This is a genomic window from Pseudomonas sp. p50(2008) (assembly GCF_015351605.1).
Lineage (GTDB): Bacteria > Pseudomonadota > Gammaproteobacteria > Pseudomonadales > Pseudomonadaceae > Aquipseudomonas.
This window is the reverse complement of the sequence record NZ_JACMYF010000007.1, coordinates 365,810-391,182: the sequence shown is the minus strand read 5'-3', so window position 1 is coordinate 391,182 and position 25,373 is coordinate 365,810. Positions and strand designations below refer to the sequence as shown.

At 58.9% G+C, this 25,373-nt stretch carries 24 protein-coding genes, 2 tRNA genes and 1 pseudogene; 13 read left to right on the top strand and 14 right to left on the bottom strand.

The features are described 5' to 3' along the window. Nucleotides 1–56: 56 nt before the first annotated feature. From H7698_RS31930 to H7698_RS21500, 3 genes and pseudogenes are all read left to right on the top strand, one after another. Nucleotides 57–833: pseudogene (locus H7698_RS31930) on the top strand (PAS domain-containing protein); the annotation flags it as partial. Beyond that, complete coding sequence (locus tag H7698_RS31925) at nucleotides 813–1,373, top strand: methyl-accepting chemotaxis protein (RefSeq protein ID WP_442966314.1); 561 nt, start codon at nucleotides 813–815, stop codon at nucleotides 1,371–1,373. The pseudogene H7698_RS31930 and the gene H7698_RS31925, both read left to right, overlap by 21 nt. Before the next feature lie 54 nt (nucleotides 1,374–1,427). Continuing rightward, nucleotides 1,428–2,021: a flavin reductase family protein gene (locus H7698_RS21500; RefSeq protein WP_194692749.1), complete on the top strand. Its 594-nt coding sequence runs from the start codon at nucleotides 1,428–1,430 to the stop codon at nucleotides 2,019–2,021. Between the two features lie 42 nt (nucleotides 2,022–2,063). Here H7698_RS21500 and H7698_RS21495 read toward each other — a convergent pair whose 3' ends face one another. Together H7698_RS21495 and H7698_RS21490 are read right to left on the bottom strand one after the other, a co-directional pair. Then, on the bottom strand, nucleotides 2,064–2,432 hold the full coding sequence (locus H7698_RS21495; RefSeq protein WP_162439697.1) for a cupin domain-containing protein: 369 nt from the start codon (nucleotides 2,430–2,432) through the stop codon (nucleotides 2,064–2,066). 76 nt (nucleotides 2,433–2,508) lie between these two features. Beyond that, nucleotides 2,509–3,321 carry an AraC family transcriptional regulator gene (locus H7698_RS21490; RefSeq protein WP_194692748.1) on the bottom strand — a complete coding sequence of 271 codons (813 nt, stop codon included), beginning with the start codon at nucleotides 3,319–3,321 and terminating at the stop codon, nucleotides 2,509–2,511. 153 nt (nucleotides 3,322–3,474) lie between these two features. On the opposite strand from H7698_RS21490, the gene H7698_RS21485 reads away from it, so the two are divergent. Continuing rightward, a complete protein-coding gene (locus H7698_RS21485; protein ID WP_194692747.1) occupies nucleotides 3,475–4,116 on the top strand; it encodes a LysE family translocator in 642 nt (213 codons plus the stop codon). Between the two features lie 10 nt (nucleotides 4,117–4,126). Further along, complete coding sequence (gene ddlA / locus H7698_RS21480) at nucleotides 4,127–5,221, top strand: D-alanine--D-alanine ligase (RefSeq protein WP_194692746.1); 1,095 nt, start codon at nucleotides 4,127–4,129, stop codon at nucleotides 5,219–5,221. A 54-nt stretch (nucleotides 5,222–5,275) separates the two neighbouring features. Here ddlA and ggt read toward each other — a convergent pair whose 3' ends face one another. Continuing rightward, nucleotides 5,276–7,105 (bottom strand): gamma-glutamyltransferase, encoded by a 1,830-nt coding sequence (ggt, locus tag H7698_RS21475; protein ID WP_328803762.1) that lies wholly within the window; start codon nucleotides 7,103–7,105, stop codon nucleotides 5,276–5,278. Nucleotides 7,106–7,269: 164 nt separating this feature from the next. Here ggt and H7698_RS21470 point away from each other — a divergent pair, with 164 nt between their 5' ends. After that, nucleotides 7,270–8,379: a DUF2817 domain-containing protein gene (locus tag H7698_RS21470; protein WP_194692745.1), complete on the top strand. Its 1,110-nt coding sequence runs from the start codon at nucleotides 7,270–7,272 to the stop codon at nucleotides 8,377–8,379. A 107-nt stretch (nucleotides 8,380–8,486) separates the two neighbouring features. Here H7698_RS21470 and H7698_RS21465 read toward each other — a convergent pair. Together H7698_RS21465 and H7698_RS21460 are read right to left on the bottom strand one after the other, a co-directional pair. Beyond that, a tRNA-Met gene (locus tag H7698_RS21465) sits at nucleotides 8,487–8,563 on the bottom strand. 116 nt (nucleotides 8,564–8,679) lie between these two features. Continuing rightward, a complete protein-coding gene (locus tag H7698_RS21460) occupies nucleotides 8,680–10,737 on the bottom strand; it encodes a methyl-accepting chemotaxis protein (protein WP_194692744.1) in 2,058 nt (685 codons plus the stop codon). Nucleotides 10,738–11,059: 322 nt separating this feature from the next. On the opposite strand from H7698_RS21460, the gene H7698_RS21455 reads away from it, so the two are divergent. Then, nucleotides 11,060–12,277 (top strand): MFS transporter, encoded by a 1,218-nt coding sequence (locus tag H7698_RS21455; RefSeq protein ID WP_162439690.1) that lies wholly within the window; start codon nucleotides 11,060–11,062, stop codon nucleotides 12,275–12,277. Nucleotides 12,278–12,361: 84 nt separating this feature from the next. Here H7698_RS21455 and ychF read toward each other — a convergent pair whose 3' ends face one another. From ychF to H7698_RS21415, 8 genes are all read right to left on the bottom strand, one after another. After that, nucleotides 12,362–13,462, bottom strand: a complete 1,101-nt coding sequence (gene ychF, locus H7698_RS21450) for a redox-regulated ATPase YchF (protein WP_162439689.1) — start codon at nucleotides 13,460–13,462, stop codon at nucleotides 12,362–12,364. A gap of 22 nt (nucleotides 13,463–13,484) precedes the next feature. Continuing rightward, nucleotides 13,485–14,069: an aminoacyl-tRNA hydrolase gene (gene pth / locus H7698_RS21445; protein ID WP_008037207.1), complete on the bottom strand. Its 585-nt coding sequence runs from the start codon at nucleotides 14,067–14,069 to the stop codon at nucleotides 13,485–13,487. A gap of 166 nt (nucleotides 14,070–14,235) precedes the next feature. Continuing rightward, entirely contained in the window at nucleotides 14,236–14,838 is a 603-nt protein-coding gene (locus H7698_RS21440) for a 50S ribosomal protein L25/general stress protein Ctc (RefSeq protein WP_162439688.1), read from the bottom strand. 141 nt (nucleotides 14,839–14,979) lie between these two features. Continuing rightward, nucleotides 14,980–15,921 carry a ribose-phosphate pyrophosphokinase gene (locus H7698_RS21435; protein ID WP_003208392.1) on the bottom strand — a complete coding sequence of 314 codons (942 nt, stop codon included), beginning with the start codon at nucleotides 15,919–15,921 and terminating at the stop codon, nucleotides 14,980–14,982. 45 nt (nucleotides 15,922–15,966) lie between these two features. Next, nucleotides 15,967–16,041 (bottom strand) — tRNA-Gln (locus tag H7698_RS21430). A gap of 36 nt (nucleotides 16,042–16,077) precedes the next feature. Continuing rightward, nucleotides 16,078–16,929: a 4-(cytidine 5'-diphospho)-2-C-methyl-D-erythritol kinase gene (gene ispE, locus H7698_RS21425; RefSeq protein ID WP_162439715.1), complete on the bottom strand. Its 852-nt coding sequence runs from the start codon at nucleotides 16,927–16,929 to the stop codon at nucleotides 16,078–16,080. 2 nt (nucleotides 16,930–16,931) lie between these two features. Continuing rightward, nucleotides 16,932–17,549: a lipoprotein insertase outer membrane protein LolB gene (gene lolB / locus H7698_RS21420; RefSeq protein WP_162439687.1), complete on the bottom strand. Its 618-nt coding sequence runs from the start codon at nucleotides 17,547–17,549 to the stop codon at nucleotides 16,932–16,934. A gap of 4 nt (nucleotides 17,550–17,553) precedes the next feature. Next, nucleotides 17,554–19,278: a tetratricopeptide repeat protein gene (locus tag H7698_RS21415; protein WP_194692743.1), complete on the bottom strand. Its 1,725-nt coding sequence runs from the start codon at nucleotides 19,276–19,278 to the stop codon at nucleotides 17,554–17,556. A 336-nt stretch (nucleotides 19,279–19,614) separates the two neighbouring features. Between H7698_RS21415 and hemA the strand changes: the two genes are divergently transcribed. From hemA to H7698_RS21385, 6 genes are all read left to right on the top strand, one after another. Then, nucleotides 19,615–20,904 carry a glutamyl-tRNA reductase gene (gene hemA / locus H7698_RS21410; protein ID WP_162439685.1) on the top strand — a complete coding sequence of 430 codons (1,290 nt, stop codon included), beginning with the start codon at nucleotides 19,615–19,617 and terminating at the stop codon, nucleotides 20,902–20,904. After that, nucleotides 20,901–21,983 (top strand): peptide chain release factor 1, encoded by a 1,083-nt coding sequence (gene prfA / locus H7698_RS21405; RefSeq protein ID WP_194692742.1) that lies wholly within the window; start codon nucleotides 20,901–20,903, stop codon nucleotides 21,981–21,983. Before hemA ends, prfA begins: the two co-directional genes overlap by 4 nt. Next, a complete protein-coding gene (gene prmC, locus H7698_RS21400) occupies nucleotides 21,984–22,814 on the top strand; it encodes a peptide chain release factor N(5)-glutamine methyltransferase (protein ID WP_194692741.1) in 831 nt (276 codons plus the stop codon). Further along, the gene (locus H7698_RS21395; protein ID WP_162439682.1) at nucleotides 22,808–23,563 is read left to right on the top strand and encodes a molybdopterin-synthase adenylyltransferase MoeB; all 756 of its coding nucleotides are present in this window, start codon (nucleotides 22,808–22,810) and stop codon (nucleotides 23,561–23,563) included. Before prmC ends, H7698_RS21395 begins: the two co-directional genes overlap by 7 nt. Further along, complete coding sequence (murI, locus tag H7698_RS21390) at nucleotides 23,556–24,347, top strand: glutamate racemase (protein WP_162439681.1); 792 nt, start codon at nucleotides 23,556–23,558, stop codon at nucleotides 24,345–24,347. Before H7698_RS21395 ends, murI begins: the two co-directional genes overlap by 8 nt. Before the next feature lie 121 nt (nucleotides 24,348–24,468). After that, nucleotides 24,469–24,987, top strand: a complete 519-nt coding sequence (locus tag H7698_RS21385) for an acyloxyacyl hydrolase (protein WP_162439680.1) — start codon at nucleotides 24,469–24,471, stop codon at nucleotides 24,985–24,987. A gap of 58 nt (nucleotides 24,988–25,045) precedes the next feature. Here the strand turns inward: H7698_RS21385 and H7698_RS21380 are convergent, their stop codons facing one another. Further along, on the bottom strand, nucleotides 25,046–25,351 hold the full coding sequence (locus H7698_RS21380; protein ID WP_074880229.1) for a YkgJ family cysteine cluster protein: 306 nt from the start codon (nucleotides 25,349–25,351) through the stop codon (nucleotides 25,046–25,048). Between the last annotated feature and the right edge of the window lie 22 nt (nucleotides 25,352–25,373).

Genomic DNA, 25,373 nt, shown 5'->3' with positions numbered 1-25,373 from the left:
AAAGCCGATGGCTAGGGCTGCAGTTCGCTTTCTACCCCTGTCCATCGGTGCATTCCATGTTCAATAAACGCATGAAGCAGGAGCTGTCGGCTCTTCGTGAAGAACTCTCCAGCCTTCAGCAAGTGAAGGACAGTCTGGAAAGCGAAATGCTGGTCCTGGCACTCGATCCTGACGGGCGAATTCAATCGGCCAACCCGAATTTCATCGATGAGATGCTCTACAAGGGCCACGACCTGATCGGTCGACACATCGACGACATCGTGCCAGCCCACGTGAAGTCGGACGAGTTCCACCACCGTTTCAAAAACGCGCTCACCCGTGGCGAGCATTTTGCTGGCGCGGTGCGTTTGTTGCGCGGTGATGGTCAGGAAGCCTGGCTGCGTTCGATCATGCAGCCGATTCGTTCCGCGGACGGTCGGATCAGGCACTTCTCGATTTTCTCCAGCGACCTGACCCGCACCATCGAGGCGTCCCGTGAACATGAAAACCTGATCGGCGCGCTGGTGCGTTCGACGGCGGTGATCGAGTTCGATCTCGCTGGCAACGTGCTGACGGCCAACGACCGGTTTCTCAGTGGCATGGGTTACAGCCTGGCGCAGATCAAGGGCAAGCATCACCGCACATTCTGCGTGCCCGAGGAGTACAACAGTGCCGGGTATCAGGACTTTTGGCGCCGCTTGAATGCGGGCGAATTCGTGGCTGACCGCTTCAAGCGCATCGACAGCCATGGTCGTACAGTCTGGCTGGAGGCGTCCTACAACCCCGTGGTCGATGCCAACGACAAGCTCTACAAAATTGTGAAATTTGCCACGGTGATCACCGATCTGGTGAACCAGGAACAAGCTGTTGCAGAAGCCGCAAACATTGCCTATAGCACCTCCCAGCAAACGGACCACAGCGCCCAGCGCGGTAACGCCGTGGTGACCCAGGCGGTTGACGTGATGCGCGACCTGGCCAAACACATGCAAACCGCCAGTGAAGGTATCGAAGCGCTGAACGATCAATCGCTGGTGATCGGCACCATCGTTAAAACCATCAGCGGCATTGCCGAACAGACCAACCTGCTGGCGCTGAACGCGGCGATCGAAGCCGCGCGCGCCGGTGAACAGGGCCGGGGTTTTGCGGTAGTGGCGGACGAAGTTCGTCAGCTGGCTTCACGCACCAGCCAGGCCACCGATGAAATCGTCGGCGTGGTACGGCAGAACCAGGACATGGCGCGTAACGCTGTTGCCTTGATGAGCGAAGGCAAGCTCCAGGCGGAACAAGGCCTGGCGCTGGCGGCGGAGGCGGGCACGGTGATCGTCGAAATCCAGGACGGTGCGAAGAAAGTGGTGAGCGCGGTGGGGCAATTTGCCAATCAGCTGGCGACTTGATCGCGACAGGACTTGACCCGCTACAATCGGCGTTTTTCTTCTGGAGCAGACACCATGACCGCTTCCCATCGCCAACCGGTTGCCCTGTCCAAAGCCTATCGCCTGCTCAACCACGGCCCGACCGTGCTGGTCAGCGCAGCTCACGACGGGCAACGCAACATCATGGCGGCGGCCTGGGCCATGCCGCTGGATTTCGAGCCGCCAAAAATTGCCGTGGTTCTGGACAAGTCCACCTGGACCCGGCAGTTGCTGGAAGCTTCGGGGACGTTTGTGCTGAACGTTCCTTGCGCGGCCCAGGCCGATATCGTCCAGACCGTAGGCTCGACGTCAGGCCTGGACATCAACCGGGACCAGGGAAAGGACAAGTTCCAGGCTTATGGCTTGCCGACCTTCGGCGCTGAGTTGATCGACGCTCCGATGCTCGAAGGTTGCGTCGCCTGGCTTGAGTGCCGGCTGCTGCCAGAACCCGGAAACCACGAGCGGTACGATCTGTTCCTCGCCGAAGTCATCGCCGCTCAGGCCGATGAGCGTGTGTTCAGCGACGGCCGCTGGCACTTTGAGGGGCATGACGCCTTGCGAACCTTGCACCATGTGGCAGGCGGGCACTTCCTGACCATTGGCGACCCGGTAGTCGGCAAGACGCTATAAGCAAACGATGGGCACCGACCCGCTTGCTTCTACCGGGGACTCTTATACCCAAACGTCATTCTGAGCCGTGCGTTCACCCCCTTTGTCACCCGTGTTGAGCACGCCCTTAGGTTCGATCAGCAGGAGCTTCACCTCCTGCTCCGCGAACGGCTTGTGCTCGACGCCTTTGGGCACCACATACATCTCGCCAGCATTGACCAGCACGTGGCCATCGCGGAAATCGATGCGCAGCCGGCCTTCAAGAACAATGAAGGCTTCATCGGTATCGAAGTGGTCATGCCAGATGAAATCCCCTGACAACTTCACTACCTTGAACTGGTAATCGTTCATTTCGGCGATGACTCGAGGCGTCCAGTGCGGGCCAATTTGGGAGATTTTTTCGGCGAAGTTCAGGCTTTTGTAAGCGTTCATGAAGCAACTCTCGTGATTGATCGTGAAGCCACGATAACCAACGTATCAGCCTGCTTCTTGTACGATTGTGCGTGGCTCAAGGCCGATGCATTTTCATCCAGCGGGCCGGCGACAATCCGTAGGTTTTGGCGAAGTGACGGGTCATGTGACTCTGATCGGTGAAACCGGCAATCAACGATGCACTCACCAGTGACTGGCCCTGAATCAACAGCGAGCGCACCAGGTCCAGGCGCCGCATGGTCAGGTATCGATAAGGGCTGGTGCCGAACAACAGGCGAAAATCCCTCGATAGACTCCAGCGATCCCGACCGCTGTGGTGGGCCAGTTCGTCCAGTGTCACCGTGCGATCCAACGCGCTGTGCATGTATTCCCGCGCGCGTTCCGCTGCCACATAGTCGAAGGTGGGGCGTGTGGTGGTGGAGACTCCGGCGGCGTTATTCAGGGCTTGTGCAAGGTCGAACAGCGCGTCCAGCTCTTCCAGCGGATCGAGGGGGCAAGCCAGACTGCGCAGCAGCACTTGCGTAGCCGCGAACAAGCGCGGGTCGGTCGACAGCCCATCCTTGATGAACGGCAGTGGCTGACCGCCCAGCATCTGCTGGATCATCGCCGGCTCGATGTACATCATTCGGTATTGAAACCCGATCTCGGTCCCTGCCTCGCCATCGTGTACCTCGTCCGGGTGCAGCACCATCGTCCCGCCGGGCAGGCTATGACGCCAGCCTCCGCGGTATTGAAAGCGCTGCACACCGGCCAGTGTATTGCCGATGGCGTAAGTATCGTGACGGTGCAGCTCGTAGCCATGGCCCGCAAAAAACGCCTCGAAACGCTGAAGCCCGCCGACATCGGGGGCCCGGTGAAACCAGTCATTGTGAGGTGGGGGGCTGGCCATGGTCACGTTGTCTCAAGCTCGATGCAGAACACGTTAACCCAGTGACCGGCCAGCTGTCTTCTGGCCGATGGCTGGCTCCAATTGAGTGGAAAATCCAGGGTAATTGTTGCAATGTGTTGCGCATCCGATGAAGCCACGAAGGCGACCCACCTCATGGAACTGTCCCCCCTGAGCTACACCTCTGCGCTGTTGTCCCTTGCACTGTTGTGGACGGTTGCGGTGGTGACGCCGGGGCCTAATTTTTTCAACATCGCGCAATTGGCCGCCAGTCACTCCAAGCGCCACGGCATTGTGGCCGCCCTGGGAGTTGCGACAGGCACGGTACTTTGGGGGCTAGCGGGCGGGCTGGGAATCAAATCGCTGTTCAGCATGGCGCCGACGCTCTACCTGAGTTTCAAGATTGCGGGTGGCTGTTATCTGATCTATCTGGGCCTGAAGCAGTTCAAGCGTAAACCGCCATTGGTTACGGGCGAAAATGGCTCACCTGGCGAGGCGGGGCGCACGTTGCTGTCTGTCTATGGCCAGGGATTTTTGGGCAACATGACCAATCCAAAATCAGCCCTGTTTGTTGCGACGATCTTCGCGACCGCAATGCCCGCGTCCGTACCAACGACGTTGCTGGCGCTGGCTGTGCTGACCATGGCGACCTTGTCTTTCACGTGGTATTGCAGCGTGGCGTTGCTGTTTTCCAGCCGCCGGATGGCCCGAGGCTATAACCGTTCACGTAAATGGCTGGATCGCTTTGCCGGCAGTTGTTACCTGCTGTTCGGTGCGCATCTGGTGGCGAATCGTTGAGGAGTTTCGAATGAGCAAACTGCGGGTAGGTATTATTTTTGGTGGCCGTTCGGCTGAACATGAAGTGTCGTTGCAGTCGGCGAAAAACATCGTCGATGCACTGGATCGTTCGCGTTACGAGCCGGTGCTGATCGGTATCGACAAGCAAGGCCACTGGCACCTCAATGACCCTTCGAATTTTTTGCTCAACCAGGAAAACCCGGCGCTGATTGCGCTCAATCAGTCCAACCGTGAACTGGCCGTCGTGCCCGGCAAGGCCCGCCAGCAACTGGTCGAAACCTCCAGTCAGGAACTGCTGGGGCATGTGGATGTGATCTTCCCGATCGTCCACGGCACCCTCGGTGAGGATGGCTGCCTGCAAGGTTTATTGCGCATGGCGGACCTGCCTTTTGTCGGCTCCGACGTACTCGGTTCGGCCGTGTGCATGGACAAGGACATCAGCAAGCGACTGCTGCGCGATGCCGGGTTGGCGGTAACACCCTTCGTGACCTTGACCCGTGCCTCCGCTGTGCGCACCGGTTTCGCCGAAGTGCAGGTCAAGCTGGGACTGCCGCTGTTCGTCAAACCGGCGAATCAGGGATCTTCCGTGGGCGTGAGCAAAGTCATCGATGAAGCCGAATACACGGCTGCCATTGAGCTGGCGCTGGGGTTTGATGAAAAAGTGTTGATCGAATCCGCCGTCAGCGGCCGCGAGATCGAGTGCGCCGTGCTCGGCAACGAGGACGCGATCGCCAGTGGGTGCGGCGAGATCGTCGTGCGCAGCGGTTTTTACTCCTACGACAGCAAGTACATCGATGCTCAGGCGGCTGAGGTGGTGGTGCCCGCCACTATCAGTGTCGAGGCCAGTGAGCGCATTCGCGCGATGGCGGTCGAGGCATTCCACGTGTTGGGCTGCTCCGGGCTGGCGCGGGTCGATGTGTTCCTGACCGATAACGGGGAAGTGCTGATCAACGAGATCAATTCCCTGCCAGGCTTCACCCGCATCAGCATGTACCCCAAACTGTGGCAGGCCACGGGCATGACCTACAGCGAGCTCGTCAGCCGATTGATCGAGCTGGCGCTGGAGAAGCACGAAGCACGGCGGGCTTTGAAGATTTCCAGATAGTAAAAAACCCGGAGGCGTTTTTCGTCCTCCGGGTTTCCCGCGTGCTGCTTCAACTCAATCCCCCAACGCTTCCCCCTCGCGCCGTGGATCAGCCCCGCCCGCCCAAGACACTTTTCCCTGCGCATCCCTGACCCGAACAATCGCCTGGGTCCCGCTGGTCATGTCGATCTCGTTGACGCTGTGACCTTTGGCCTTCAACGCCTGAATCAGCCCTGCGCTGAATTGTCCCTGTTCCAGCTCCGTCGGGCCGTTGCGGCTGCCGAAGTTAGGCAGGCTGATGGCAGCTTGCGGGTCGAGGTTCCAGTCGAGCAGGCCGATGGTGGTCTTGGCGACGTACTCGATGATCTGCGAGCCGCCGGGGGAGCCGAGGGTGGCCACGAACTCACCGCTCTGGCGATCAAAGATCAACGTGGGCGCCATGGACGAGCGGGGACGTTTGCCGGGTTCGACGCGGTTGGCGACTTTCTGCCCGTTCTCTTCGGGGATGAACGAAAAATCGGTCATCTGGTTGTTCAGCAGAAAGCCTTGCACCATCAGGTGTGAACCGAAGGCGGACTCCACGGTGGTGGTCATGGACACCGCACCGCCCTGGTCATCGACGGCCACGACTTGCGAAGTGGAAATGCGCAGTGGTGAACGGTCCGGCGCGTAGGCGACCTGTATGCCGGGCGGCGTGCCCGGTTTGGCCGTGCCCATGCTGCGATCACCGATCAGGGCCGCCCGGCTGGTCAGATAAGCCGGGTCCACCAGGCCTTTGACGGGGACGGGCACGAAGTCTGCGTCAGCGACGTATTGCGCGCGGTCGGCATAGGCCAGTCGCTCGGCTTCGGAGATCAGGTGCACGGCGTCAGGGGTGGGTTCGATACCCGCGGGTGCGGCGGCCTCAAGTGGTTTCATCGGCGCCAGGGCGAAGCGTTTATCACGAGATTCCAGGGCCTCCAGCGTGCCCAGGATTTGCGCGACGGCAATGCCTCCCGACGAGGGAGGGGGCATGCCGCAGACTTGCCAGCGTTTGTAATCGGTGCACAGCGGTGTACGTTCCTTGGCGCTATAGCCTTTGAGGTCGTTCAGCGTCAGGCTGCCGGGGTTGGCGTGGCCCTGAACCTTGGCGACGATCTCTTCGGCGACGGGACCTTTGTACAGTGCGTCCGGCCCTTCGTGGGCAATGCGTCGGAGCACGCCAGCGAGCGCCGGGTTTTGCAGTCGCGTACCAACGGCTTTCGGGCTGCCATCGGCATTCAGGAAATACGCCACCATCTCCGGTGATCGGCGAAGGGACGAATCCGCAGCAATCAAACGGTGAAGTCGCGGCGAGATGGCAAAGCCTTGCTCTGCAAGTGTGATGGCGGGCTCGAACAGCTTCGCCCAAGGCAAACGACCGTGCTTCTGATGCGCCAGTTCAAGCGCGCGCAACACGCCAGGCGTCCCCACGGAACGACCACCAATCTGAGCCTGGGTGAACGGCATCGGTGTGCCGTCGGCTTGGAGAAACAGCTTTTCGGTCGCGCCGGCGGGTGCGGTTTCGCGACCGTCATAGGTGCGCACGTTCTTGCCGTCCCACAACACGATCAACGCACCACCACCGATGCCCGAGGATTGTGGCTCGACCAGGGTCAGCACGGCCTGCATCGCAATGGCGGCATCAATGGCCGACCCCCCTTGGCGCAACATGTCCCGGCCGGCTTCGGCTGCCAGCGGATTCGCCGCAGCGGCCATGTGTTTTGTCGCGTGGCGGGTCTGCAGGTCGGTGCGAAAACCTGAGGCGGCTTCCGGGGCGAGGGGCAGTGTTGATGAGGGTGGGGCGCAGGCGACCAGCGTCAGTGCAGTGACAATCAATGACAACGCTGAAAGGCGATAGCGGCTCAAGTGGAAAACTGAAGACACGTGGGGCACTCCGTCCGTGGGAAAAGATCCGGGGACTGTATCGACCGACATCCGGTGAAGCAAACCAAGGCCTACAGTAAAGACGCTTTTGTCCTTCATGAACCGAGCTATTTTCTGTAGGGTCGAGTTCATCAGACTGACCAGAAGATCAACAAGAGGCAGGCATGCACACCGAATTTCCCTCCCAGCCGGGCTATCGCACGCTGCATGAACAATTCCTCGCGGCAGCGAACTCCGTCGGCGCAACGCTGACCGAGTACCCGCACCCCCTCAAGGGGCCGTTCGGTGAGCCGCTCAGCACCGATGTAGCGATACTCGGCGATCCGCACGCCAAGCGCTTGCTGATCGCGCTGAGCGGCACCCACGGCGTTGAGGGGGTCTACGGTTCGGGCTGCCAGACTCGATGGTTGCAGGAACTGGGCAAACGCTCACTGCCTGCTGATGTGGCGGTGGTGATGGTTCATTTGATCAATCCCTGGGGCACCGCATGGTTGCGTCGGGTCAACGAAGACAACATCGACCTCAACCGCAATCACCTGAACTTCGAGCGAGCGCTGCCAGACAATCAGGCCTATGCCGCGCTGCATGAGATCTATGCCTGCACCGAGCTCGAAGGGCCCGAGCGTGATCGCGCCGATGAACTGCTCGAAAAGAACATCCGCGAACACGGCTGGCCAGCGGTGATGTCGATTGTCGAAGGCGGGCAGCACCGTCATCCCGATGGTCTGTTTTATGGCGGGCTGGCACCGAGCTGGTCAAACCGGACGTTGCACCAGATCCTCCAGAAACACATCAGTCATGCCGAAGTCGCCATGTGTTTCGACTTGCACACAGGCGCCGGCGAGTATGGACATCCGATGTTGCTGACCATCACTGAAGCGGCTTACCCGGCCCTTCCCGATGCCCAGGCGATCTACGGCCCCTGGCTTTACACCCTGCTGACCGGTGCCGACACGTTGAGCGAAACCGGCGTTGCAGTAACGGCCACCGGCTATACCTCTCAAGCGCTGATCGATGCCTTGCCGAAGGTGAAGTTGATGCCTTTTGTGATCGAGTGCGGGACGTATCCGGGGCCTGAGGTTCATCGTCATTTGCGCGATGATCATTGGCTGCATCTGCATGGCGACCCGAGCGACAAGACAGGGCGCGAGATCAAACTGAATTTGCTGGAACAGTTTTATCCCGCTGACAGCGACTGGCAGGCGATGGTCTGGCTGCGGACCTGGCAGATATGGGAGAAGGCGTTGGCTGCATTGCCGACGGTTCGCATCTGAAGGGAAGTGTTCGAGCCGGAGCGGGCAACGTCCGCTCCAGGTTTTACCGGGACTTTTCTCGAGGCATAAAAAAACGGCCTACCTTTCGGTAAGCCGTTTTTAGTACTTGGTGGCTACACAGGGACTTGAACCCCGGACCCCAGCATTATGAATGCTATGCTCTAACCAACTGAGCTATGTAGCCAAGTGGCGCGCATTATTCACCGGTAATGGGGATGCGTCAAGCGTAAATACAAAATATTTCTCTACGCTTTCAACCGCTTATCCTCCTGGCCCGTAAAATCGGACCGGGGGAGGGCATCAACCGAGCTGAAATCTCCCCGTATTGGCACTCAATGCCTTGCTGCCTTGACTCAAGGTGTCCGCCGCGAGGTTCACGGCTCGTGCGCCTTCAAGCAACCTGACTGCCGCCTGATCAACCTGCTGAATGTTGCCGCTGACTTCATCGGCGGTGCTGGCCTGTTCTTCCACTGCGGTTGCGATTTGCGCCAGTGTGTCGGTTACGCCCTGGACGGCGTGGGCTATTTCTCCAAGACGTTCGCCCAGACCGGTGACCGATTGCGCATCACTCTGGGCCTGGCTGCACGCCGCTTCCATCAGACTCACCGCTTCATTCACCGTGTTGCGCAGGCTGTCGACCGTGTTGGCGATCTGCGCGGTTGATGATTGAGTGCGTTTTGACAGGCTGCGTACCTCATCGGCTACGACTGCAAAACCGCGACCCTGGTCACCGGCACGCGCCGCTTCGATGGCGGCGTTGAGTGCCAGCAGATTGGTCTGTTCGGCGACGCCGCGAATGGTGTCCACCACCAGTTGGATCTGCTGCCCTTGCTCGCTGACCCGACCGAGGGCTGCGGCAGTGTCGCTCAAGCGCTGATTGAGTTGCTGGATGCTCGCCGTGGTGCGTTGGCTGTCCCGGCTGCTGTCGGCGGCAATGCGCTGCGTGTGCTGGGCGCTGCCGGACGCCTGCTCGCAACTCTGGGCGACGCCTTGCGAGGTGGCGGCCAGTTGCGTAGCGGCGGCAGCAATCTGGCTGATTTGCAGTTGTTGCGCTTCGACTTCGCCCAAGGCTCCGCTGGAATGTTGATTAAGCATTCGCACCGCGTTGCCCAGTTGCAAGGTTTCGTGATCGACCCCCAACAGGCTGTTGCGCAACTGCACCACCGCGACGTTGAGCGCGGTGCTGATGGCCGCGAGTTCGTCGCGACCTTGCACCGGCACCTGCAGGCTTAAGTTGCCATCACGCAACGCTTCGGCCAACAGGGTGATACCGCTGGTGCTTCGACGGATCGAGGCCTGCAGGCAGACGAATAGATACAGCGCTGCCAACAGCAAGTAGCCGAGGATCGTAGCCACCACAATGAACTGGCGAATCGCCGAGACATGGTAGTCGTCCAGCCGTTGATCCAGCGACAGCAGTGACTGTTGGCGCAGCGCGGCGAGATCGGCAAGCAAGGCATCCAGGTTGCGCTCGAAGTCTTCCGGCTTGAGGGTGATGCTGCCACCGAACACGCCGTCATCGAGCACCTTCAACGTGGTATCCAGATGCTTGAGGCTGTCATGGTATTGCCCAGCCCAATTCTGCGAGGCACTGGGCAGGCGCGCCTCCAGCAGGCTTGCGGTTTTGACCAGTTGCTCATGGGCGTCGCCGATGCGGCTGCGCAAGTCGCGCAGTTGCAGACGGCTTTGCAGGGTGAACTGCCCGGAGACCACTGACGCCTGGCCGACGCTGGCAAGGCGACCGATCCGTTCGATCAGGTCCGGTGCGTGTTGGGTGGAGATCTGCGTGAGCAGATAGGTTTCCAGCCAGGGAGCGAGCGTCAGGCGGGTGTCCATGGCGATCTGTTCGCGCAGAGCCTGCAAGGCGCTCAGGGCGTTGGTGAAGCGGTCATAACCGTCCGGCCACCAGCCGACGCTGCTCAGGCTTTTCGAGTCCAGGTCGTTAAGCGCGGCTTGCAGCGCTTGATACCGGGCTTGGGTCTCGTCCTTGGCACCTTCGGCCTTCAGCGCGCTCCCCAACTCCGAGGCCGCTTGGCTGACTGCCGGTTGAGCCGCGTCAAACCCGGCCACGGCAGCGAGCGTCGCCGGGGTCGGCTGGCGATTGGTTTCCGTGGCGCGCCAACGGGCTGCGCGATCGCGTTGGGCGGCCAACAGATTGTCCAGCGTATCCAGCGCGAGCAATTGACGAACCCCGGCGCGTTCACCAGAAATCAGGCTCAATTTGTCGCGATAATCCAGCCCGATCATCCATAGGCTGCCCGCCAGGGGCAAAATAAACAGCAAAAACAACAGCTGAAATTTGCGTGCGAAGCCAAACCGCCCCAGCAAACCGATCCCCGGTGATAAAAATGCCTGCATGCCCCATGACTCCCCTGGGCACCACGCACTATTGGCGTGCGTCGAGACCGCTGGGGTCGCGACTTGTGCCCCTTTTAAAGGCCTCGAAAGTCCACCCTCGCCAGCTCTGTAGGCCGACTCTGTAGCGAAACTTCCCATTCTCGGTCCCCTTTGTAAGAGGCCGCGTTGATGGGGTTGGTTAACGCAAGATTCAGACCATGGCGATGCGCTATTACTTTCTATTTAAGGTCGTTAGCAGGCTAAGGGGATGGCGCGGACGCACTGAAAAATGGCACATTGGCGCACCTGCCTGTTTGCACCCATTTGTAGTACGGAAACCCTTATGGCCATCAGCAATGCCCAGACCGGCACCTCGCCGGCATCAGCGACCCCGCAAAGCAGCCCATTGGTCATGCGCATCATCGGCGCGGTGGCGCTGGCGCATTTGATCAACGACCTGATTCAGTCGGTTCTACCGTCGATCTATCCGATGCTCAAAGCCAACTACGGTTTGACCTTTACGCAAGTCGGACTGATTACCCTGACTTTTCAGCTGACCGCCTCGCTGCTGCAACCGTGGGTCGGATATCACACTGATCGCCATCCCAAACCCTGGCTACTGCCGGCCGGGACCGTGTGCACGTTGATTGGCATCCTGATGATGTCCGTGGTCGGCAGCTTTCCGATGATTCTGCTGGCGGCGGGGCTGATTGGTATCGGTTCTTCGACCTTTCACCCGGAAGCTTCTCGCGTGGCGCGCCTGGCTTCTGGCGGGCGTTTCGGGTTGGCACAATCGACTTTCCAGGTGGGCGGTAATGCGGGCTCGGCCTTCGGTCCTTTGCTGGCTGCGGCGATCATCATTCCGTTCGGTCAGGGCTACGTCGCCTGGTTCGGACTGTTCGCGGTGTTTGCGCTGTTCGTGCTCTATCGGATCAGCCGTTGGTACGCGAACCACTTGAGCCTGTTCAAGCTCAAACAGGGTCAGGCAGCCACCCATGGTTTGTCGAAGGGCAGAGTCACCAGCGCGCTGGTGGTCCTCGGGCTGCTGGTGTTTTCCAAGTACTTCTACATGTCCAGTCTTACCAGTTACTTCACCTTTTACCTGATCGAGAAATTCGATCTCTCGGTGGCCAGTTCGCAGCTGCATTTGTTCCTGTTTCTGGGCGCGGTGGCGGCGGGGACGTTCTTTGGCGGGCCGATTGGCGACAAGATCGGGCGTAAAGCGGTGATCTGGTTTTCGATTCTTGGCGTCGCGCCGTTTACCTTGCTGCTGCCTCACGTCGATCTGTTCTGGACCAGCATCCTGAGCGTGGTGATCGGTTTCATCCTGGCGTCGGCATTCTCGGCCATCGTCGTGTATGCGCAGGAGCTGGTACCTGGCAATGTCGGAATGATCGCCGGTGTGTTCTTCGGGCTGATGTTCGGCTTTGGCGGGATTGGTGCGGCGCTGCTGGGGCATTTGGCGGACATACACGGCATCGAGTACGTGTACTTCCTGTGCTCGTTCCTGCCGTTGTTTGGTGTGCTGGCAATCTTCCTGCCGAGAACCAAAAAGGCCTGAACACTCCTACCCGAATCACGGGCACAAAAAAGCCGCGTATCAAACGCGGCTTTTTATTGGGCGGGTGCTACATCCCGAACAAACTCAGACGTTGAAGCGGAAGTGCATCACGTCACCGTCTTTAACGATGTAATCCTTGCCTTCCAGACGCCATTTGCCCGCCTCTTTGGCGCCGGCTTCGCCCTTGTACTGAATGAAGTCGTCATAGGCGATGACTTCGGCGCGGATGAAGCCTTTTTCGAAGTCGGTGTGGATTACGCCTGCGGCTTGTGGCGCAGTAGCACCGACGCGGACAGTCCAGGCGCGAACTTCTTCTACACCGGCAGTGAAATAAGTCTGCAGGTGCAGCATTTCGTAACCGGCGCGAATAACGCGATTCAAGCCTGGCTCTTCAAGGCCCAGGGCTTCGAGGAACATGTCTTTCTCTTCGCCGTCTTCCAGTTCGGCAATTTCAGCTTCGATCTTGTTGCAGACCGGAACCACCATGGCGCCTTCTTCTTCAGCGATGGCCTTGACGATGTCCAGCAGCGGGTTGTTCTCGAAACCGTCTTCAGCGACGTTGGCGATGTACATGACCGGCTTGGTGGTCAGCAGGTGGAAACCACGAATTACCGCTTTGTCGTCGGCACCCATGTTCTTCATCAGCGTGCGCGCTGGCTTGCCGAGCGTGAAGTGAGCGATCAATTGCTCCAACAGGCCTTTCTGAACTACCGCGTCCTTGTCACCACCCTTGGCGTTGCGCGCGACTTTCTGCAGTTGCTTCTCGCAGCTGTCGAGGTCGGCGAAGATCAGTTCCAGGTCGATGATTTCGATGTCGCGTTTCGGGTCGACGCTGTTGGAGACGTGGATCACGTTCTCGTCTTCGAAGCAGCGGACCACGTGAGCGATGGCATCGGTCTCGCGGATGTTGGCGAGGAACTTGTTACCCAGGCCTTCACCTTTCGAGGCGCCGGCAACCAGGCCTGCGATGTCGACGAACTCCATGGTGGTCGGCAGGATGCGCTTTGGATTGACGATGGCAGCCAGGGCTTCCAGTCGTGCATCCGGCATCGGCACGATACCGGTGTTCGGCTCGATGGTGCAGAAGGGGAAGTTCTCGGCCGCGATCCCGGATTTGGTCAAGGCGTTGAACAGGGTGGACTTGCCGACGTTAGGCAGGCCGACGATGCCGCAATTGAATCCCATGGTGTTTCCCCTCGGATAAGAGTCAGGCCTTTTGGCTGTGCAGGTTTTTCATCGCGCGGTTCCATTCACCGGCGAGGATATCCGGCAGCACGCCGAGGGCAAAGTCGATGCTGGCATCGAGTTTTTCCTGTTCGGCGCGTGGCGCACGACCCAGGACGAAATTTGAAACCATACTGGCAACGCCTGGGTGGCCAATGCCAAGCCGCAAGCGGTAAAAGGTATTCTGATTGCCCAGTTGCGCAATGATGTCGCGCAACCCGTTGTGACCGCCGTGGCCGCCGCCCTGTTTGAGTTTGGCAACGCCCGGTGGCAGATCCAGTTCGTCATGCGCCACCAGGATTTCTTCAGGCTTGATGCGGAAGAATCCAGCGAGTGCCGCGACGGCCTGGCCGCTGCGGTTCATGTAGGTGGTGGGAATCAGCAGGCGAACATCCTGACCCTGATGCGAATAGCGTCCGGTCAGGCCGAAATATTTGCGATCCGCCACAAGATTTACGCCTTGTGCGTTCGCGATGCGCTCAACAAAAAGGGCCCCTGCGTTATGCCGGGTCTGTTCGTATTCAGCGCCTGGATTTCCCAGGCCAACGATCAGTTTGATGGCAGTCACGATAGGGGCCCTTCCTTGGAGTGGTGGTTAACATCGCCGCAAGCATGTGCGGCGAAAGTGGACGACAAGTGCTCATTTACCATTATGTAAACTCCGCGTTCTCGCCCGCTTTCTCGCTACGTACTAGTCCGCGATGTTACCGGTCACTCCGGCGAACAGAGTGAAATTACTCTGCTTCGCCTTCTTCAGTAGCTTCTGGAGCAACACGTGGGGCGTGAACGTTGGCAACTGCCTTGTCATCACCGTGTGCCAGAGCAACAAACTCAACGCCTTTAGGGGCTTTGAGGTCAGACAGGTGAATGATCGAACCGATTTCGGCGTCAGCCAGATCGACTTCGATGAATTCAGGCAGGTCTTTTGGCAGGCAGGTCACTTCGATTTCCGAAACAACGTGCGAAACTTCGCCGCCTTTCTTGATCGGAGCTTCTTCACCAACAAAGTGTACAGGCACGATAGCGGTCAGTTTCTGGCCAGCTACAACGCGTACGAAGTCAGCATGCAACACGTGGCCTTTGGCCGGGTGACGCTGCAGAGCTTTGATGATTACGTTTTGCTTGGTGCCGCCAACGTTCAGCTCGATGATGTGGCTGTAAGCCGCTTCGTTTTCGAGCAGTTTGGCAACTTCTTTAGCCAGCATGCTGATGGATTCAGGGGCTTTTTCGCCACCGTAAACTACAGCAGGTACCAGGCTTGCGAGACGACGCAGGCGGCGGCTCGCACCTTTCCCCAGGTCGGAACGCACTTCAGCATTCAGAGTAAAATCGTTCATGTTGTATCTCCAAAATAACCACATTCGCCCCAGCGTTTGCGACCAGCGCTAAAGGCGATATGGGCAAAAAAGCCCCGCCCCGACAGGAATGCCGGGGCGGGGCGCTTTTCGTCAACGAGACATTCGAGAAGGGCAGGGCCCTTAGCGGAACATCGCGCTGATCGATTCTTCATTGCTGATGCGGCGGACCGCTTCGGCAACTACCGGCGCGATATCCAGTTGACGGATACGCGAGCAGGCTTGAGCAGCAGCGGACAACGGGATGGTGTTGGTCACCACCAGTTCGTCCAGCATGGAATTTTCAATGTTTTCGATCGCCCGACCGGACAGCACAGGGTGTGTGCAGTAGGCGAAAACCTTGGCAGCGCCATGCTCTTTCAAGGCCTTGGCCGCGTGACACAGAGTGCCGGCGGTATCGACCATGTCATCGACCAGAATACAGGTACGCCCTTCGACATCACCGATGATATGCATCACTTCAGAGTGATTGGCTTTCTCACGGCGTTTGTCGATGATCCCGAGATCAACACCCAGGGATTTGGCAACGGCACGTGCACGCACGACGCCACCAATGTCCGGGGACACAATCATCAGGTTTTCGAAGCGCTGATCTTCAATGTCATCCACCAGTACCGGGGAGCCGTAGATGTTATCTACCGGAATATCGAAGAAACCCTGGATTTGGTCAGCATGCAAATCAACCGTGAGAACACGATCGATGCCGACTACGGTAAGCATGTCAGCGACGACTTTCGCGCTGATAGCCACACGTGCGGAACGCGGACGGCGATCCTGACGGGCATAACCAAAGTAAGGAATTACAGCAGTGATACGAGTAGCCGAGGAGCGGCGGAAGGCATCAGCCATCACTACCAGTTCCATCAGGTTATCGTTGGTCGGAGCGCAAGTCGGCTGAATAATGAAAACATCTTTACCGCGGACGTTTTCATTGATCTCGGCTGTAATTTCGCCGTCGGAAAACTTGCCGACAGAGATGTCACCGAGAGGGATATGCAGCTGACGTACGACACGTCGAGCCAGATCGGGGTTAGCGTTCCCCGTAAAGACCATCATCTTGGACACGCGCAGTACCTAGAGGCTGAGGGTAACCTGGATGAGTATAGAAAATGGCAGGGGCGGCTGGATTCGAACCAACGCATGGCAGGATCAAAACCTGCTGCCTTACCGCTTGGCGACGCCCCTGTATCTGTTGCAACGAGTACCCAGTACTCGATTCCTTTAGAGCAGACTTTGCAGCTTGCGATGCAACATCGAAACGTTGCTTCCTTTCGCTACAAACCCTGTAAGGGTCTCTGTAAGAAGGGCCGAGACTTTATCAGCTTCAGCTTTGCTTGGGAAGCCCCCAAACACACAACTTCCAGTTCCGGTGAGTTTTGCTTCGGTAAATTTACCTAACAAATTCAATGCGTTACGTACATCTGGATAACGCCTTGCTACCACCGGTAAGCAGTCATTTCGACTGTTTCCCTTGGGAACGGGGCGCACTTTAATGGGAGGAGTGTTACGTGTCAACAGCGGATCTGAAAAAATTTCTGCTGTACTTACAGATACTTGCGGCACCAGCACCAGATACCACGGTTCTTCGGGGTCTACAGGGGTCAGTTTCTCGCCCACGCCTTCGGCAAAAGCCGCGTGACCGCGCACGAAAACCGGGACATCAGCGCCCAGCGTTAGACCCAGTACAGCCAACCGATCCTCGTCCCAACCCAGTTGCCAGAGATGGTTCAAGCCGAGCAGTGTCGTCGCGGCATTGGAGCTGCCGCCACCGATGCCGCCACCCATGGGCAGGATTTTTTCGATCCAGATGTCGATGCCAAGCGAGCAACCCGATTGCTCCTGAAGTTTTTTCGCGGCCCTGACGATCAGGTTGCTGTCATGGGGGACGCCATCGAATTCGGTGTGCAGTCGAATCACGCCATCGTCGCGCACGGCGAAGGTGATCTCATCGCCGTAATCGAGAAACTGAAAAATAGTCTGCAGCTCGTGATAGCCGTCTTCACGGCGACCGAGGATGTGCAGCATCAGGTTGAGTTTGGCGGGGGAGGGCAGCGTCAAGCGCGGAGCAGTCATGTTCACTGCCCCAATTTGCGTGGTTGCCATTCCTTGATCACCAGCGTGACGTCAAGGTCGGTGCCGTGCAGCTTGATGCGCTCGGGCAGCCAAAAGCCGTTTTGTTCCGCGTAGCTCAAATATTCCACCTGCCAGCCATCCTGCTCCAGATTGGCCAGGCGGCTGTCCGCGTCCAGGGTCAAACGGCTTTTACTCTCAGGTGCGGGGAGCCCGCGGACCCACCAGGCCAGATTGGACACCGGCAGCTTCCAGCCCAGCTGTTCTTCCAGCAGGATTTCCGGGTTCGGCGCTTCGTAGCGGCCCTGATTAGCAACTTCCAGCGAGACTTTTCCGGGGCGACCCGTCAAGCGAGCCGCGCCGCGACCCAAGGGGCCGGAGAGGCGAATGTCGTAATAATCCTGACGCTGTAGCCAAAACAGGGTGCCGCTGCCCGAATCTTTAGGCGCGCGAATACCGATCTTGCCATTGATCTGCCAGCCATCAAGGCCGGTCAATTGCTGTTTGTGCTCACGCCATTGGGCGGTGTTGCCGTGACCCTCGACCGACTCGCGGGCGCCGAAACCCGCGCAACCGGCGAGCAGGGCGATAAAACTGAAAACAATGAAATGGCGCAAAAACATAATCTTAAAGAGTCTCTGATCCGGTCAGGCGCTTGATGGTACCGCGCAGAATTGGGCTGTCGGGCTGTTCCTTGAGGAACTTGCCCCAGATTTGCTTCGCTTCCCGTTGCTTGCCATTGGCCCACAGGACTTCGCCAAGGTGAGCTGCGACTTCCTGATCGGGGAAGCGCTCCAGTGCCTGACGCAAATAGCGCTCGGCTTCATCGAGGTTGCCCAGTCGGAAGTTCACCCAGCCGAGGCTGTCGAGCACTGCCGGGTCATCCGGATTGATCTGGTGCGCCTGTTCAATCAGGGCCTTGGCTTCGGTGTAGCGCGTTGTACGGTCAGACAGGGTGTAGCCGAGGGCGTTCAACGCCATTGCATTGTCCGGGTCGCGTTTGATAATCAGCCGCAGGTCTTTCTCCATCTGCGCCAGGTCATTACGCTTTTCCGCCTGCATGGCGCGGGTGTACAGCAGATTCAGATCGTCCGGGTATTGCTGCAAGGCTTTCTGCAACACGGCCCACGCCTTGTCCGGTTGTTTGTTGGCGGACAGGGTCTCCGCTTCGATCAGGTACAACTGAATCGCGTAGTCCGGCTGCTCGTCACGCTGGGCTGCCAGGCGACTTTGAGCTTCGGCCGTCTTGCCGTTGTTCATGAGGATGTCGGCCTGACGCAATTGCGCCGGCAGGTAATCATTACCCGGGCCCACTTGTGCGTATTCGATCAGTGCACCTTGTGGATCGTTGCGCTCTTCAGCGATGCGCCCAAGGTTCAGGTGCGCCGAATCGACGTGGCTGTCCCGGGCAATCAAGTCCTCAAGATAACCTTTGGCCTCTTCCCAGGCCTTGGCTTCCAGGCACACCAGCGCCAGGGAATAGCGCAGTTCATCGTCTTCGGGGTACTGCTGGACCAGGCTCGAAAACTCGACTTTGGCGTCTTCCATGCGGTCCTGTTCAACCAGCATTCGTGCGTAAGTCAGGCGCAGGCGTTTGTCGTCCGGGTACTTCTTGATGCTTTTTTGCAGCAGCGGCAAGGCTTCATCGCCACGATCGAGAGATTGCAGCAAGCGTGCCCGCAGCAGAATCGGGGCTATCTCGCCATCTTCCGGTGGATTGTCTTCGAGCAGGGCCAATGCGCCCTTGGCATCGCCATCCTGTTGCAACAGCAAGGCCTTGCCGAAAATCAGCTGGCCGTTGTTGGGATGACGCTGCAACAAACGATCGAAACTCTTCATCAAACCATCGCGGGTGTCCTGGTCCGTGTCGGCCGCGGACAAGGCGAGGAAGTCGAAATGCGTGTCGCCTTTGCCCTGCAGGACCTTCTCCATATAGACCATGGAGTCGTCGTAGCGCCCGGCGCGAGCCAGTTGCACTGCGGCGGCCCGTTGCGCTTCGAGGTCATCCGGGGCGTTTTTCGCCCAGATGAGTGCAGTGTCCAGCGCCGCCTGATCAGCGCCCAGATACTCGGCAATACGGAATGCCCGCTCGGAAATTCCCGGATCCTGAGTGTTGATGGCCTGGGTCACGTAGTTGTCCAGGGCAATGTCGAAACGATTGCGCTGGCCAGCCAGTTCCGCACTCAACAGGCTGAAGACGGTTTCTTCGCTGAACGAGCCATAGACCTTGGGTTTTTCAGGGGCGGGGGTGCTGTCTTCAGTCGGCGGCGTACCGTCCGACGAAACGGGTGCCATGGCCTGGCAGCCGCTGAGGAAGACAAAAGCGAGGAGCAACGCGGAAGATCTATTCATATAGGAAGAGGACGACTAACCTGCGGTCAGATCATCATGACACAAGCCTTCGGCCAAACATAACCGGCCCGGCAATTTACCGATGCGCCGTGCCCTGTGGGAGCTGGCTTGCCAGCGATGGTCGTTAACGATGACGAGTTTTCACAGGGAGCCAGCGGTGTCTGTCAGTCCATCGCTGGCAAGCCAGCTCCCACAGGGGCCGGTGTACGCTTCGTGTAAACGAGAAGCGCTCGCAGTTTCGGGTGATGCCTACCAAGGCGATAGAGATCGAGTAGTTGTTCTCGTTGTGTCGAAGTAGGACAATTGCCGGCTTCACGTCACCATCTGCGACTTTGAATGGCCTTCCTTGCACTCGGTATCAACCACAAGACTGCTTCAGTAGACGTCCGCGAGCGCGTGGCCTTTACCCCTGAGCAGCTGGTGGAGGCCTTGCAGCAGCTCTGCCGACTTACCGACAGCCGCGAAGCTGCGATCCTCTCCACCTGCAATCGCAGTGAACTCTATATAGAACAGGATCACCTTTCGGCTGACGTCGTGTTGCGCTGGCTGGCCGATTACCATCATTTGAGCCTCGACGAGCTGCGTTCGAGCGCTTACGTGCACGAAGATGATGCGGCAGTTCGTCACATGATGCGGGTCGCCTCCGGGCTGGATTCGCTGGTACTGGGCGAACCGCAGATTCTCGGTCAGATGAAGTCCGCCTACGCCGTGGCCCGCGAGGCCGGCACTATCGGTCCATTGCTCGGGCGTCTGTTCCAGGCGACGTTCAATGCGGCCAAGCAGGTGCGTACTGACACTGCCATTGGCGAAAACCCTGTTTCCGTGGCGTTCGCCGCAGTCAGCCTGGCGAAACAGATCTTCAGCGATCTGCAGCGCAGCCAGGCTCTGCTGATTGGCGCCGGCGAGACCATCACCCTGGTCGCCCGTCATCTGCACGAACTGGGTGTGAAACGTATCGTGGTTGCCAACCGCACACTGGAACGCGCGAGCATCCTGGCCGAACAGTTCGGCGCTCACGCCGTATTGCTGTCGGATATCCCGGCAGAGCTGGTGCGCAGTGACATCGTTATCAGCTCTACCGCCAGCCAGCTGCCGATCCTGGGCAAGGGCGCCGTCGAAAGTGCCTTGAAGCTGCGCAAGCACAAACCGATTTTCATGGTCGACATCGCCGTGCCTCGGGATATCGAGCCGGAAGTCGGCGAGCTTGACGACGTTTACCTCTACAGCGTCGACGATCTCCATGAAGTCGTCGCCGAGAACCTCAAAAGCCGTCAAGGCGCTGCCCAAGCGGCGGAAGAGATGGTCTCGATCGGCGCTGAAGACTTCATGGTCCGCCTGCGTGAACTGGCCGCAGTGGATGTGCTCAAGGCCTATCGCCAACAAAGCGAGCGCATGCGCGACGAAGAATTGCAGAAGGCCCAGCGGATGCTGGCCAATGGCAGCAGCGCCGAAGACGTGCTGGTGCAATTGGCGCGGGGCCTGACCAACAAACTCCTGCACGCCCCGAGCGTGCAGTTGAAAAAGCTTTCTGCCGAAGGACGCCTCGACGCACTGGCAATGGCCCAGGAACTCTTTGCCCTCGGTGAGGGCTCATCGGATAGCTTTTCGGATAAAAAAACGCAATGAAAGCGTCACTGCTCAATAAGCTGGATATCCTCCAGGACCGTTTCGAGGAACTGACCGCCCTCCTTGGCGACGGTGAAGTCATTTCCGACCAGACCAAATTCCGCACCTATTCCAAGGAATACGCGGAAGTCGAGCCGATCGTCGAAACCTATAAACAGTTGCTCAAGGTACAGAATGATCTTGAAGGTGCTCAGGCGCTGCTCAAGGACAGCGACCCGGACATGCGCGAAATGGCCGTGGAAGAAGTCCGCGAAGCCAAAGAGCAACTGATCGAAATCGAAGCCAATCTGCAACGCATGCTGCTGCCCAAGGATCCGAACGACGGTCGCAACGTGTTCCTCGAGATCCGTGCCGGCACTGGCGGTGATGAGGCGGCGATTTTCTCGGGCGATCTGTTTCGCATGTATTCACGCTACGCCGAGCGTCGCGGCTGGCGGGTGGAGATCCTTTCGGAGAACATCGGTGAGCACGGTGGCTATAAAGAAGTCATCGCGCGAGTTGAGGGCGAAAATGTCTACGGCAAACTGAAATTCGAGTCCGGCGTCCACCGCGTACAGCGCGTGCCGGCCACCGAATCCCAGGGCCGTATCCACACCTCGGCCTGCACCGTAGCGGTGTTGCCTGAACCGGACGAGCAGGAAGCGATCGAGATCAACCCCGCGGATATCCGGGTCGATACCTACAAATCCTCTGGCGCCGGCGGTCAGCACGTCAACAAGACTGACTCTGCTATTCGCATCACGCACATACCGTCCGGTATTGTCGTGGAGTGCCAGGAAGAACGTTCCCAGCACAAGAACCGCGCGCGGGCGATGGCCTGGCTGTCGGCCAAGCTGAACGACCAGCAAACCAGCGCTGCCGCCAATGCCATCGCCAGCGAACGCAAGTTGCTGGTGGGTTCAGGGGATCGTTCAGAGCGGATTCGTACCTACAACTTTGCGCAGGGCCGGGTGACTGATCACCGGGTCAACCTGACGCTGTACTCCCTTGATGAAATCCTCGCCGGTGGCGTCGATGCGGTGATCGAGCCGTTGCTGGCCGAGTACCAGGCCGACCAACTCGCAGCGATAGGTGAGTAAATGACCATCATTGCCAGTTTGTTACGCGCCGCCGATTTGCCCGACTCGCCCTCTGCACGTCTGGATGCCGAGTTGTTGCTGGCGGCTGCGCTGGGCAAGCCCCGCAGCTTCCTGCACACCTGGCCGGAACGCATCGTGCCGAGCGAAGCGGCGCTGAAGTTCGCCGAATTCCTGCAACGTCGTCGCGGCGGGGAGCCGGTGGCCTACATCCTTGGCCAGCAAGGTTTCTGGAAGCTGGACCTGGAGGTCGCCCCGCACACCCTGATCCCGCGTCCGGACACCGAATTGCTGGTAGAGACCGCGCTGGAATTGCTCACGGCCAGCCCTGCCAGGGTTCTCGACCTCGGCACCGGCAGCGGCGCGATTGCCCTGGCCCTGGCCAGTGAGCGCCCGGCATGGAAGGTCACCGCGGTGGATCGCGTACTGGAAGCTGTTGCCCTGGCCGAACGCAATCGCCAGCGTCTGCACCTGAACAATGCCACTGTGCTGAGCAGCCATTGGTTCAGTGCCCTGGAAGGCCAGCGCTTCGAACTGATCATCAGCAACCCGCCTTACATCGCCAGCGCCGATCCGCATCTGGTCGAAGGCGACGTGCGCTTCGAGCCGGCCAGCGCCCTGGTTGCCGGTATCGACGGGCTCGACGATCTGCGTTTGATCGTCGCCCAGGCGCCGGACTACCTTGAAGCGGGTGGCTGGCTGATGCTCGAACACGGTTACGATCAGGCCTTGGCAGTGCGCGATCTGCTGCTGACCCGTGGTTTTGAAGAAGTGCACAGCCGCACCGATCTGGGCGGTCACGAACGTATCAGCCTGGGACGCTTGCCGTGCTAAATGATCAGGAATTGTTGCGCTACAGCCGTCAGATTCTGTTGCAGCACGTCGATATCGACGGTCAGCTGCGACTCAAAGCAAGCCGAGTCCTGATTGTCGGCCTCGGCGGTCTCGGTTCGCCGGTTGCGCTGTACCTGGCCGCTGCCGGTGTTGGCGAGCTGCATCTGGCGGACTTCGACAGCGTCGACCTGACCAATTTGCAACGCCAGATCATTCATGACACCGACAGCGTTGGTGTCAGCAAGGTCGACTCGGCCATCCGCCGATTAAGCGCCATCAATCCCGAGATTCAGCTGATCGCCCATCGCACTGCGCTGGATGAGGATTCCCTCGCTGCTGCGGTAGCGGCGGTGGACCTGGTGCTGGACTGTTCCGATAATTTCTCCACCCGCGAAGCGGTCAACGCCGCGTGCGTGCTGGCCGGCAAACCTCTGGTGAGCGGCGCTGCCATTCGCCTCGAAGGGCAATTGTCGGTGTTCGATCCACGGCGCCCGGAAAGCCCTTGCTACCACTGTTTATACGGACACGGCAGCGAAGCCGAGCTGACCTGCAGCGAAGCCGGCGTCATCGGTCCCTTGGTCGGTTTGGTCGGCAGCCTCCAGGCCCTCGAAGCGCTGAAACTGCTGGCAGGTTTTGGCGAGCCGCTGGTGGGTCGATTGTTGTTGATTGATGCCCTGGGCACACGGTTCCGGGAATTGCGCGTCAAGCGAGATCCGGGTTGCGGCGTTTGTGGGTCGAAACATGCGTGAAGCGCCGATTGGCGTGTTCGACTCCGGCGTCGGTGGGCTGTCGGTGCTGGCTGAGATCCAGCGGTTGCTGCCTGATGAATCCCTGCTGTACGTCGCCGATTGCGGGAATGTTCCCTATGGCGAGAAAACCCCGGAATTCATCCGCCATCGTTGCAGCGTAATGGCCGGCTTTTTTCAGCAGCAGGGCGCCAAAGCGCTGGTGCTGGCCTGCAACACCGCGACGGTGGCAGGTGTCGCAGATTTGCGCCGCGATTATCCCGAGTGGCCCATCGTTGGCATGGAGCCCGCAGTCAAGCCTGCCGCAGCTGCAACGCGCAGTGGCGTGGTCGGTGTCCTCGCCACCACCGGGACATTACAGAGTGCCAAGTTCGCCGCGCTGCTCGATCGCTTTGCCACCGATGTGCGCGTGATCACCCAGCCATGCCCCGGTCTGGTGGAGTTGATCGAGAACGGTGATCTGCACAGTCCGGCCTTGCGAACGTTGCTTGGCAGCTATGTCGCGCCGCTGCTGGCCGCAGGGTGTGACACGATCATTCTCGGCTGCACGCATTACCCCTTCCTAAAGCCTTTGCTAAAGCAGATGATCCCAGAGCACATCAGCCTGATCGACACCGGTGCTGCGGTAGCACGGCAACTTCAGCGCCTGTTGGCAGAACGTGAGTTGCTCGCTGAGGGGCCTGCTCGCGCCGCACAGTTCTGGACGAGTGCCGATCCGGAACATTTTAGTAATGTGTTGCCGGTACTCTGGAATTCCACCGGCATTGTGCGTAGCTTCGACTTGTAAAAAAAATGTGAAAAGTCCCGAAACCGTCTGAACTTCTGACTAATCGTCGACTTCTATAGCTTTGAATGTTGAGCTGCACCCAAAAAACCATACGAAAATCGTTCGGAAAAGGATGTTTCTAGTGAAGCGACTATTCTGCTTGGCCGCGATTGCGGCCGCACTGATGGGGCAAAGTATTACTGCACAGGCGGCAGGCGTGGAGTTCGCAGTCGGCGCGACCAGCGACTCAACCATGACCTACCGGTTGGGCATGCAGTTCGATTGGGACAAGAGCTGGTGGCAGAGCGATGTGGGTCGCCTGACCGGTTTCTGGAGCGGCGCCTATACCTATTGGGAGGGCGACAAGACTTCCAGCAATAACAGCCTGTCGTTTGCTCCGGTGTTCGTTTACGAATTTGCCGGTCAAAACGTCAAGCCTTACATCGAGGCAGGCGTTGGGGTTGCGTTCTTCTCCGATACCCAGCTGGAAGACAACAACATCGGTCAGTCTTTTCAGTTTGAAGACCGTCTAGGTTTCGGTCTTCGCTTTGCGGGCGGTCATGAAGTCGGGATTCGGGCTACACACTATTCCAATGCCGGACTGGCCAACCACAACGACGGCGTAGAAAGCTACGCCCTGCATTACACAATGCCGTTGTAAGCACTGATCACTGTGGGAGCAGGTCAGCTCCCACATATGATCCACGGTGGGCCAAAAATCACCGATACGCTGTCGTAATGCCCTGTCTTTCCTCGATGCATTCCGGTGCACCCATCTCGAATTCCCGGCAGATCAGCGGACGCTTTTCGTAGATCGTGCACATCATGGTGTTGCGATCCAGCGCGGCACACCAGCCGTCATCCAGACGCAGCATCACTTCCCCGCCCCAGTCATCGGTATCGATAAAACGTTCAGGCACGCCCGTGTCCGTGATCAGCATGACTTCGAGCTGACAGCAGCACGCTGCGCAGGTCGAGCATGTGACCGCCGGCTCGGCGATTTGCGTATGGGGAATGGTCTTCATGGCGCGCAGTGTAAGGCAGTGG